3 protein-coding genes are annotated in these 12,642 nt (G+C 68.8%); all 3 read left to right on the forward strand.

Features of this window, described 5'->3' with window-relative positions; genetic code table 11:
• The first annotated feature begins 42 nt into the window (after positions 1–42).
• The 3 genes from CFB45_RS09885 to CFB45_RS09895 are packed head-to-tail and all read left to right on the forward strand — an operon-like array spanning position 43 to position 12,572.
• A complete protein-coding gene (locus tag CFB45_RS09885; RefSeq protein WP_179255055.1) occupies positions 43–1,572 on the forward strand; it encodes a flavin monoamine oxidase family protein in 1,530 nt (509 codons plus the stop codon).
• Positions 1,559–11,281: a hybrid non-ribosomal peptide synthetase/type I polyketide synthase gene (locus CFB45_RS09890; protein WP_089425475.1), complete on the forward strand. Its 9,723-nt coding sequence runs from the start codon at positions 1,559–1,561 to the stop codon at positions 11,279–11,281. The genes CFB45_RS09885 and CFB45_RS09890 overlap by 14 nt, the downstream gene beginning before the upstream one ends.
• 52 nt (positions 11,282–11,333) lie before the next feature.
• Positions 11,334–12,572 carry an MFS transporter gene (locus CFB45_RS09895; RefSeq protein ID WP_089425476.1) on the forward strand — a complete coding sequence of 413 codons (1,239 nt, stop codon included), beginning with the start codon at positions 11,334–11,336 and terminating at the stop codon, positions 12,570–12,572.
• Positions 12,573–12,642: the final 70 nt, after the last annotated feature.

The raw sequence follows: 12,642 nt of genomic DNA on the forward strand, positions 1-12,642 counted from the left end.
AATGGCGCGCGCGGCACCGGGTCTTCCAGACGGAGAATTCATTTGGATACCGATGTACTGATCGCCGGTGGCGGTCTGGCTGGCCTGTATGCCGCCTATGAACTGAAGAAGCGTCACCCCGGACTGCGGGTTCGCCTGGTCGAGATGCTGTCTCGCATCGGCGGCCGGGTGCAGACCGACGAGATGCTCGCCGGCGCATTCCGTGCGGAATACGGCGCCGTGCGAATCGAGCCCGATCTTCAGCCGCTCGTCGACGCCTTCGTGCAGGCGCTGGGCGTCCCCGTGCAACCCATTTCGTCGCACGAGGCAGGTTCGTCGATCCGTCCGTGTGCGGCGAAGCTGACCGAGGACGAGCGCGCGCTGCTGGCGGATCCGCGCGCGCACGATCCGCCCTGGGCGCTGCTGATGCATGCGGTACGCGTGATCGTCGCCGACCAGTGGGACCTCGACGGCGACCGCTTCGACCGGCCTGGCCGGGCCGAGGCACTGGCGAGATTCCGGACGGACGCCCGGTTCGGGGGCATGCCGCTTTACCAGCAGGGTATCTGGAACGTGCTGTCGAACGTACTGAGCCATGAAGCGGTCGAGTTCACGCGCGAGAAGGGGGCGTTCTACAACTTCAAGAACGCGAATCCGAATGCCGCGGAATGGATCGCGACGCTGCTCGACCTGCGCCTGCTCGAGCGTCCGTCCTACCTGCCGGTCGGCGGCATGCAGACGCTGATCGACTACGCGGGGCGCGCGGTGCGCGCACTGGGCGTCGACGTGGTCGTGGATCACGCGCTCGTCGACTTGTCGGAGCAGCCCGACGGCGCCATCGCCGCGACGATCGAAGACGTGTCGACTGCGGAGCGGCGCCGCGTCGTCGTCCGGTGCGGGCGCGTCGTGCTCGCGCTGCCGCAGCGCCCGCTCCGGGCGCTTGCCCGCTGCCTGCCGCCGGCCGTGACCGCCAGCCTCGATGCCGTCGTCCCGTTCCCGATCACGTGGGCATGCTGCGTGGTCGAGGACCCGTGGTGGAACGCCGACACGCCGCCAGGCAGCGGCGAAGGCGCGATGGTCCGGGCCGCTCATTTCGAGGTCCACCCCAGCCAGCCGGAACGGTACGGCATGGCGATGTTCTACAGCGATGAACCGTGGCATCAGTACTGGGCCAACCTGATCGACACGGAAGAAGGCCGCCGCGGCTGGCAGTCGGCCCCGTACCGCAACCGGGGCGAGCGCCTGAAGGCGGCGCTCGTCCGGACGCTGCAGCAGACGTTCTCGCGCGACGACACGCCGCGCATCCTCGAATGGGGCATCCGCGACTGGAGCATGGCGCCGTTCGGCGCCGGCGTGCACTTCTGGCGTCCCGGCTACCGCTCGGCGGACGTGATTCGGCAACTGGCCGCCTTCGGCATCGGCGCCGATCCGGCCAACCGGCGCGTGCATATCTGCGGCGAGGCCTATTCGGACCTGCAGGGCTTCTTCGAAGGCGCCTGCCGTTCGGTGCAATGCATGCTGCAACAGATCGACGCGCAGAACGGAACGGAAAAACACAACGCAACGACGGAGTCGAGCAATGAAGCAGCGTGAACGGGTACCGGAGGAAATCTCCATTGTCGGCATGGCGTGCGAGTTGCCCGGAACCGCCCATTCGCTCGATGCTTTCCGTGCGGTGGTGCTGGACGGGCGGGAAGCGACCGGGCCGATGCCGGCCGGCCGTTTCGGCGCGGACGGCGCCGCGACGCCGCCGCAAGCGCTGCACGGAGGCTTCCTTGCCCGCTCGCCGTGGGCATTCGATCCGGCGGTGTTCTCGATCGCGCCGAAAGAGGCCATCTACATGGATCCGCAGCATCGATTGCTGCTGGAAACGAGCTATCACGCCATCGAGGACGCGGGCATCGACCCGTCGTCGCTGAGGAAGCAGCGCTGGGGCGTGTTCGTCGGCCTGAGCACGCTCGACTATGCACGCCGGATGGCGAGCAGCGACGACTACAACGGCTTCCTGAGCCGCGGCGCGCTGGGCAGCATGGCCGCGGGGCGGATCGCCTATCATCTCGGCCTCGAAGGCCCGGCATTCGTCGTCGATACCGCCTGCTCGTCGTCGCTGGTGGCAGTTCACCAGGCACTCGGCGCGCTGGCCGCGGGCGAATGCGACGCGGCGATCGTGGCCGGCGCGTCGCTCATGCTGACGCACGATTACAGCGTGGATCTGGCACAGGCCGGCATGCTGGCCGCCGACGGTCGCTGCAAGACCTTCACGCGACACGCCGACGGCTTCGCGCGCGGCGAAGGCATCGGCGCCGTCGTGTTGATGCGCCAATCGGACGCCGTGCGCACCGGCAAGCGGATCTACGCGAACCTGCTCGGCAGCGCCGTGAACAGCGACGGCCGCAGCAACGGCATCACCGCGCCTTCGCAGGCCGCCCAGCGCCGCGTGATCGAAGACGCGCTGTCGAGCGCCGCGCTGACGCCGGCCGACGTCTCCTATGTCGAAACACACGGGACCGGCACCGACCTCGGCGATCGAATCGAGCTGTCGGCGCTCGCCGACGTGTTCGGCAAGCGCATGCATCCGCTGTATCTCGGGGCGGTCAAGGCCAATATCGGCCATTGCGAGGGAAGCGCCGGGATCGCGAGCCTGATCAAGGCGGCTCTGTGCGTGTCCGCGCGGCAACTCGCGCCGCATTGCATGGCCGACGATATCAGCGAGGATCTGCCGCTTGCCCGCTTCCAGGGCGTGATCCCTGCGACTGCCACGCACTGGCTGCCTGGCGATCCGGACGGGCGGCTGATCGCGGGTGTCAGCTCGTTCGGCATGAGCGGCACCAACGCGCACGTCGTGCTGGGCGAGTCGCGCGCCCATCGTGCGGCCACGCCGGCGGCGGAGCGCCGCAGCGGCGCAAGCCTGCTGTTCCTGTCGGCCCGCACGCCGGCGTCGGTTCAGGCGCTGGCTGACGCCTATGCGGATGCGATCGAGGCATCGCCCGATATCGACCTGCACGCGCTGTGCGACGCGGCGCTGGCGAACCGCCAGGTGTGGCCGCATGCGTCGATCGCGGTCGCGGCCGGCAACCCGGCCGAACTGGTCGAACGGTTGCGCGAGCGTTGCGCCGCACCGGCCCCGACGACGCGGCTGCAGCGCGTCGCGATGGTCTTCACCGGGCAGGGCAGCCAGTACGCCGGCATGTCTCGCAGACTGTTCGACGCCAACCGGCGATTCCGCGCGTTACTCACGGAATTCGCGGATCACGTCGACCGCATCGTCGGCTGGAGCACGCCGTTGCTGCCGCGCATGCTGGCCACCGGGCAGGCTGCGGGCGCGGCGCTGCCGCTCGTGCGCGAACAGCGGACGTCCCAGCTCTCGCTGCTCGTCCTGCAATGCGCACTCGCGCGGTTCTGGCAGGAACTCGGGTGCCGGCCCTACGCCGTGCTCGGGCACAGTGTCGGTGAATATGCGGCGGCGTGGTTCGCCGGCGCATTCGACTTCGACACGGCGGCCCGCCTGGTGCTGGCGCGCGCCGATGCCATGGAGCGGGCGTGTACGGTCAGCCCCGGAAAGATGCTGTCGATCGCTGCGCCGCGGCAGATCGTCGAGGCACTGATCGACGAGGTCAATCACGGCCTGCCGTCGGCCGCGCTGTGGCTGTCGGCGCTGAACGCACCGGAATCGACCGTGATCGCCGGGTCCGAGGCGGCCGTGCTGGCCGCCGCGGAGCATGCCCGGCGGCAAGGCCTGACGACCCTGCCGCTCGACACGCAGGGCGCGTTTCATACGCCGCTGATGCAATCCGCGGCAGACGAATTCGCCGCGCATGCGGCGCGGCTCCTGGCCGGCGACGTCGCGGCGACGCGACCGTCCGTCCGCTTCGTGAGTTCCGTCGAAGGGTGGGTCGGGTCCGTGCAAATGGACGCGGCACCGGGTTCGCCGGCCTACTGGGCCGAACAGATCGTGCGGCCCGTCGATTTCGCGGCGGCCGCCGCCGGGCTCGTCGGCGACGACGTCGACGCGGTGCTCGAAATCGGGCCGCGTCCGGTGCTCTGCGGCCTCGTCGCGGCCACCGCGCGGGCGGCACGGCGCGGGTTGGCGTGCCTGCCCAGCATCGACCGGCGCGGCGCCGACGACGAAACGTTCCTGCGTGCTGCAGGACGCCTCGCGGAAGGCGGCGCACTGGACATCCGGAAGGCCATGCAGGCATTCGGCGATGCGCGGGCCGCCGAGCCGTTCGTCGAACTGCCGACATATCGTTTCGACCACACGCTGCTGCAACCGGCGTCGTGGCCGCACACCGTCTCCCGCGCGAGCACCCGCGCCGCGCCGCCACAGCCGCTGCGCGATGCGCCGGCCTGGTCGGGCATCGACTTTCGCGCGACCTTGCAGGTCGACCTCGGCACGCCCGCGCTGGACTGGATCAATCAGCACCGGATTCACGGCCGGGCGATCGTACCCGGCGCGTTCTACCTGTCGACAGGTGTCGCGCTCGCGATGCAGGCTATCGCGCAAACGCCCCGACAGGGTCCTGCCGGCGCGATGATTCAGCTCGACGATCTGACGGTCAGCCGGCCGCTCGCCTTCGACGATCCGGCGGCGACGCACGAGGTGGCCTGCCAGGTGACCGGTCCCGCGCACGATGGCCGCTACACGATCGTCTATCGACTGCCGGGCGATGGCGATGCCGAACTGGCGCGCGTGCACGTCGCAGCGGAACACGCGCCGCTGCCGCCGTCGAGCGGCCGGTTCGACGAGCAGCCAGGCGAATGGGCGCGACCGGACGCGTTCTTTGACGAATATGCGCGTCGGGGCGTCCAGTACGGCCCGCTGTTCCAGCGGATCGCCGCCTACCAGCGCGTCAGCGACACCGAGGTACGCTGCCGCATCGCACCGCCGGACGCGCAGCCGGCGCTGCCGCTCAGTCACAGTGCGTTCATCGACACGTGCTTCCAGTCGCTCGGTGTATGCCGAGGCCGTCCGGAAAGCGCCTATGCCCCCGTCGCACTCGAGTCGATCCGGATCGATCCGCACGCGCGCTGGTCGTCGGCGCTGACTTGCCGGGCCGTGCTTCGGGAGTCGAGCGACACGATGCTGGTCGGCGACGTGCTCGTCCAGGACGAATCCGGCCGGGACGTTGCCATACTGCATGGCGTGACCTGCGTGCGCCTGTCGGCAAGCGCCGCCGAGCGCCATGACGTGCACTTCCGGGTCGAATGGGTGCGCGACGGTGTCCCGGCATTGCCGGCCGGCGCGTCGCTGACCGGCGAAACGTGGCTGTTGCTCGCACCGGCGGATGCACCGGCGCCCGATCGCTGGCACGAGGGCCTTGCCACGCGCGGGGCAGCAAGCCGCTTGCTCGCGTTGCCGGGGGAGTCGCAGCGCGACGGCAAGCCGATCGACGAACCGCAGGCGGACGGTGCGCGAGTACGCACGATCGTCGTCTGGGCGCCTCACGCGTGGCTGTCCGGCGCAGCGTCCTACGGCACGGTCGCCGCTTTCGTTCGCGACGTGCGGCGCAGCATCGAGACGGTGTCGGACCGACAACCGGGACAGCCGCTACAAGTCTGCCTCGTGACGGAGACGGGTCACGCCGCGCCGGACGTGCTGGGCGCGGCGACGATGCAGGCGCTCGCGGTTCATTTGCAGGCCGAACTGCCCGCGCTGGACGCGGCACAGCTCGAATTCGCCGTCGCGGGCGATCGCGTCGTCGACGCGATCCTCGCGGTACGGGACGTCAAGCCGGGCATCACGTCGCGGCGCATCGCGACACCGCTATGGCGTATCGACGACGCGGGGCTGGCGCGCCGCGAAACCGTGGCCGGCCTGCCGGAAGTCGACGGCGACAACGCGCTGCAGCCGCGCAGCGACGGCCGCTACCTCGTGACCGGTGCGTTCGGCGGGGCGGGCAAACATCTCGTCGAACATCTTGTCGACGATTGCGGATGCCGGAACCTCGTGCTGATGCGCCGACGCGCGTTGACGCCGGACGACGAGGATCACCGATGGGTGGCGGGCCTGCGCGAGCGGTCCGGCGCGACGATTCAACTGCTCGTCGCGGATCTGGCCGCCGCCGAGGTCGACGGTGCGTGGCTGACTGCCCATGCCGGCGCGCTGGACGGCATTTTTCACCTGGCCGGCGCGACCGCCGACCGGAACATCCTGGACACCGACGCGGCGCAACTCGACACCGTTCTCGGCGCCAAGTTGCGCGGGGCGTCGGTGCTCCACGACTACGCGTGCGGGCAGCCTTCGATCGGGTTCATCGTGTATTTCTCGTCGCTGGCGTCGCTGGTCGAGTCGCCAGGCCAGATTTCGTATGCGATCGCGAACGCGGGGCTGCAACGGCTGGCCGCGCACGGTGCTTCGCTCGGCCTGCCGGCCATCGTGGTCGACTGGGGGCCGTGGGCGGACACCGGCATGTTGAAGCGGGTGGGGGCGCGTACACCGTCGCGCTCGCTGCGACGGCTGCAACCGCTCGCCCCGCAAGCCGCCTGCGCGGCACTGACCGCCGCGATGGCGCGCATCGGGCACGGCGCGCATCTGGCGATTTATCGCGTCGTCCCGGAAGCGCCCGCACGATCGGGCGACACGCTCGCGACACGCGACGCGGCCGCGATCGGGCCGGCGTCGGCCACGACGACAGCCGACGGCGCGTTCGCGCTGCTGACCGGGCTGATCGCCGCGGAAACGGGCCATGCGCCGCACCAGATTGCCAGGACGTCGACGCTGGACGAACTCGGGCTCGATTCGGTCGGCACGATCCGGATTCGCAGCGAACTGCAGGGGCGGCTCGGGCTGAGCCTGCCCGCGAGCCTGTTCTTCGACAGCGCCACTGTCGCGGATATCCATGACCGGCTGGTGGAGTCGATGAGCCAGGCGACGGCGACGGCTCCCGCCGAGGCCGCGCCCGTGAAGGAGGGCGGTGCACCGGCCCGCGTACCGCTTTCGTACAATCAGTTCGCGATCTGGTACGAGCAGATCCGCCACCGCGACAGCCGCGCCTACAACTGCGCAGTCGGCTGGCGCGTGGCCGGCGACGGGCTCGACCTGGATCGGCTGGCGGCGCGATGGCGCGAGCTGCTTGGCGAACACGAATTGCTGCGCGCGACGTTCGACGAAGTCGAGCATGAGCCGGGATACGTCATTCATTCGCTTGACGAAACGCTCTCGCGTTGCGCGATCGCGACCGAGGACGCCGCATCGGGTGTCGACGTCGACGCCCGGATCCAGGCGCTGCTGGCCGCGTCGCCCGACCTCGCGACCGACTTCGCGACCCGCGTGAACGTGCTGCGCGTGTCGCCGCACGAATGGTATCTGGTCGTGACGTCGAATCACCTCGTGATGGATGCCGCGACCATTTTCATCGTGGGCGTCCAGCTTCTTCAGGCGATGTGCGGCACCACGGCACCGCTGGTCGATTCCGATGCACCCTATCGCGACTTCGTGGCCACGCAACGGGCACTCGATGTGACGACCCTGACGGCCGCACGCGCATTCTTCGTCGAGCGGATCATCGACGGCGACGGCGTACCCGTCAGCGTCGACCTGCCGGTGGATCGGGTGCGCACGGAGCAGGGCGCGAAGACCGGCGGCACGGTGCGCGTACCGGTGCCGCGGCGCCTCGCCGACCAGCTCAACGCGATGCCGGGCGGACGGCGCGCGGCCGTGCATCTTGCCACGTGGCTGTTGCTGCTCGCGCGATACTCGAACCAGAATCGCGTGATCACGGGCGTCGCGTTCAACGGTCGTTCGGCACAGCGCTGGCGCAACACGGTTGGCCATTTCGTCAACGTGCTGCCGCTCGTCAGCGAAGTCGACGAAAACCAGACCGTCACGGCGGCGGTCGACCGGGTCCGGCGTGCACTGTTCGAGTTGGTCGATTACCAGGACGTCCCGCTCGCGCTGTTGATGCGCGACGAACGCCTGCGCTCCGCCAGCCGTTCGGCAGGGCTGTTCCAGACGTATTTCAACTACTTCGATGCCTCCGAGATGGTGGTCGACGTCGGTGCCCGGTGCGACGCGACACCGCTCGACATCACGCAGCAGGAAGCGCAATTCGACCTGAGTGCATGGGTGACGCAACGTCAGCACGATTGGGCGATCGACCTCAAGTACGCCGATGCCGTGTTCGACCGCGCGACGGTCGAACAGATTGCGGAGCATTACGCGACGCTGCTGGTTGCGTTGTCCGACCCCGGTCATGCCGAACGCGAAGTGGGCTCGATCACGATGCTGGCCGCCGACCAACTGCGGTTGCTGGCATCCGGGCGCGGCCCGGTGCCGCGCGACACGCGGGATGTCGATCCGGGCGACACGGCATGCGTGCACGAGCAGTTCGCACGGCGCGCGCACGAGACGCCGGATGCGGTCGCCATCGAATGGGGCGAACGACGGCTGACCTATCGTGAGTTGAACGCGCTGGCCGATACGGTGGCCGATACGCTGCACCGCCAGGGCGTCGGCAGCGAGACGACCGTCGGCATCCTGATGCCGCGTTTCGGGTGCCCGGAATCCATCATCGCGATCCTCGCGATCTGGAAATGCGCTGCCGCGTACGTCGCACTCGACCTGAAGCATCCGGCGGCGCGCACGGGCTACATGATCGACACGGCCCGCTGCGCGATGGTGTTGACGCAACGGCACCGGCTGTCCGACGACGTGCGGCAGGCGCTCGCCGAGCGCGACGCGCTGGGGCTGTGCAACGTCGTGCTTCGCGCGGACCACACCGCGATCGACTGCGACGTCGTGCAAGCCGGCCGCGTGCAGCATCACGCTCGACTGGAACCGAACGGCGACTACGCCGATCGCGGCGGCAAGCTCGCTTACGTGCTGTTCACTTCCGGCAGCACCGGCAATCCGAAGGGCGTGCTGGTCGAGCATCTGGGCCTGACCCAGCGCCTGCGCTGGATGGAGCGCCATTTCGGCTTCTCGGCGCGCGACAGGTTCCTGCAAGGGACGGTTCTGACGTTCGATATCTCGGTGCCCGAATTCTGCCTGCCGCTGATGACGGGCGGGGTCGTCGTGCTGATGGACGAAACGGACGGGCCGGCCGGCCACGCCGCCGTGTGCGTACGCCACGACGTGACCATGATGAGCACCGTGCCGTCGCTGCTGAACCTGCTGCTCGAGCCGCTCACCCGCTGCCCGACGCTGCGCCATGTGATTTCGGTCGGCGAGGCCTTGATGCAGCCGGTGGTGCGCGCGTGGCTCGCGTCGGGCACGACCACGACGCTCAACAACCTGTACGGGCCGACGGAAGTGACGATCTATGCAACGCATCATGCGTGCACCCGGGTGCCCGACGGGCCGGGCGCATCGATCGGCCTCGCGTGCGACGGGGTGCGCTGCTGGGTGCTGGACGCACGCGGCCGCCCGGTGCCGCCTGGCGTGCCCGGCGAGTTGTACCTCGGCGGCAGCGGCGTGGCGCGCGGCTACATCGGCACGCTCAAGGCGCCCGACGCGTTCTCCGCCAATCCGTATCAGGACGGTGCGACGCGCATGTACCGCACCGGCGACATCGTCAAATGGCGGCGCGACGGCGAACTCGACTACATCGGTCGCAACGATTTCCGCGTGAAGCTGCGCGGGCTGCTGGTCGAGCTGGGCGAGATCGAACACGTGCTGATGTCGCAGCCGGGCGTCCGTCACGCGAGCGCACTCGTGGTCGATGTCGGCGCCGCCTCATCAGTCGGACGGCAGATCGTCGGCTGCGTCATTGCGGACGGGTTCGACGAGCCTGCCGTGTTGGCCGGCGCGAAAGCGCGGTTGCCGGATTACATGGTGCCGTGGCGCCTGATGCTGTTCGACGCATTTCCGTCGAACAGCAGCGGCAAGGTCGACCGGAAGGCGCTCACGGAACGCGTGCTGGCCCGGATCGAGCAGGACGCCGATGCACGGCGTCCCGCCGACGCGGCGGAGGCGTTGTCGCCGGAACAGGCGGCCTTGTGCACGCTATGGAAGACGCAGCTCGACCTGGCCTCGATCGGGACCCGCGAGAACTTCTTCCAGCTCGGCGGCGATTCGCTGTCGTTGACGCGCATGGTCCTCGCCGCCGAACGCGAGCTCGCGCTGAAGGTCGATTTCAGCCGCTTCCTGACCAACCCGACGATCGACGGTTTCCTTGCCGCATGTGCGCACCGGCCCGACGGGGCGACGACGACGAACGACGCCGTCAACCGGCAGGAGGATGCGCCGTATGCGGCGGATCTGGCGGCCGCCGCGACGCTGCCGGCATTCACGGGGACGGCGGCGAAGGCAGCGGACGCCTATCTGCTGACCGGCGCGACCGGGCACCTCGGCGCGTGGCTCCTGCGGATGCTGCTCGAGGAAACACACGCGGACGTCTACGTGCTGGTGCGCGGCAACGACGACGCCGACGCGCGCGCGCGTCTCGACGCCCGTTACCGTGCCATGTTCGGCGGCGCGCTGCCCGTCGCGCGTGTCCGGATCTGCCGCGGCGACGCAACCTTGCCGCGGTTCGGCATGGACGACGACAGCCATGCGCAGTTGCTGACCCATGTCACGCAGGTCGTGCATTGCGCGGCGCACGTCAATCACGCGGCCGACTACGCCTTCATGCGCGAGGGCAACGTCGGCGCGAGCCGGCACGTCCTGGCGTTTGCGGCGGCCGCGAAAGTCGCCCACGTGCACTACATTTCGACGCAGTACACGGAGCTGGAATCGCTGCCGGAACAATGGCTCGACCACGCGGCGATCCGCGCGTTGTCGTCGGGTTACGAACGCTCGAAGTTCGTGGCGGAAGCCTGCTTCGCGCAATCGGTACTGCACGGCTATCCCACGTCGATCTATCGGCTGCCGCTGCTGATCGACGACCGCGATCCGAACCTGAAACGGCAGAACCATTTCGTCGCGTTCAGCAATAAATGCGTGGCGATGGGCGCTTACCCGGATCTTCCCGTTGCGGTGCCGGTCATGCCGACGGAACACGTGGCCCGCTACATCGTCCGTCGCAGCAAGGTCACCATGATGTCGGCCGTGCGCAACGTCCATATCGACGATCTGGATTTTCGCGCGATCGTGGCGCGGCTGCGCAACGGGTCGACGCTGCGCGGAATACCGGCCGCCGAATGGGTGGCCCGCGCTCGCGACGAGACGCCCGAATCCGATCCGTTCTTCAGGATGTTGCCGCTGTACAGCGCGCTCGGCGACGGCGTGGGGTGCGGGCGGCCCGTCGAACATGCCGCGTATCTCGACGAACTCGGCCGGCTGGAAATGCCGGCCGCCGACGACTCGGGCAACCGGCTGCTCGACACGACCGCAGCTTGCCTGGACCGGCTCGCGGCGCTTTGATCCCTTTCCCTGAACCCGGACGGACGGTTGCCCGTCCGTCCGCACGCTGACCATGAAGACATCCAAACTTGCCATTGCCTCGCTGTTCCTGACCATCTTTGTCGATGCCGCCGGAATCGGCATCGTGTTTCCCGCGCTGACGCCGATGCTGCTCAACAACGAAACCGGCCTGTTTGCCGCGTCGGTGAGCGAGGCCACGCGCTATCAGATCTACGGCATCGTGCTGGCGCTCTATCCGCTGGCCATGTTCGCCGCGTCGCCGCTGCTCGGCGACATGTCCGATCGGTACGGCCGCAAACGTGTGCTGCTGCTGTGCCTGGGCGGCAACGCGCTCGGCATGCTCGGCACCGCTGCCGGCGTGTACGCCGGCAGTCTGTGGGGGGTGCTCGTCGGCCGCGCGATCTGCGGCCTGACCGCCGCGAGCCTGCCGGTTGCGCAGGCGGCCGTCATCGACATCAGCACGCCCGACACGAAAGCCGGCAACCTCAGCACGATCACTGCGGCGAACGGCGTGGGATTCGCGATCGGGCCGGTCATCGGTGGGGTGTTTTCCGGCACGGGCGGCGGTGCGTTCGGCGTCGCGCTGCCGTTCGTCATCGGTGCCGCCCTGGCGGCGCTCACGCTCGCGTTCGTGATCGCGTTCTTCTCCGATCGTCGCGCACACGACGGCACCACGCCTGCGCGACGCGCCGGCGCATGGCGGCGCATCGTCGCGAATGCGGCATCGCCGGTACTCCGCACGCCGCTCGTCATCCTCGCGGTGTTCCTGACCGGCTACTACATCTTCTTCAACTACATGTCGGCCTTTTCCCTGCTGCGGTATGGATTCGACGCGTTCTGGGAGGCGATGCTGCTGTCGTTCTACTCGGCGTGCTTCGCCGTGTCGCTGCTGTTCATCATTCCCGCACTGGCGAAGGCGTTTTCACCGCGACGGAACCTCATGGGCAGCCTGATCGCGCAACCGGTCCTGATCGCACTGGTGATGCTGGTCGACGCCCCCATCAGCCTCTGGGCGGCCGTGCCGCTGCTCGCGCTCGCCGTCTCCAACTGCTATGTCACGCTGCTCAGCATCGCGTCGAACCGCGCGACCGCCGACGATCAGGGGCAGGTGCTGGGCGTCGTCTCGTCGATCAATGCGCTTGCCTGGGGCGTCGCCCCGATCGTGACCTCGTTGCTGCAGCCGCACTCGATCGTCCTCCCGGTCGCGACGTCCGCGCTCGTGCTCGTGTCGGCGTGTGTGCTGGGCGGCCGCTTCTGCAACCAGGCGATCGAACTCGAGGTCAGCCGATGAGCCCGCGTCAAGGTCATTCACCGCGAACCAACTGGAGAATTCAATGAATCCCAACACTCCCCAACTGCCT

The organism is Burkholderia sp. HI2500 (assembly GCF_002223055.1).
In the GTDB taxonomy this organism is placed as follows: domain Bacteria; phylum Pseudomonadota; class Gammaproteobacteria; order Burkholderiales; family Burkholderiaceae; genus Burkholderia.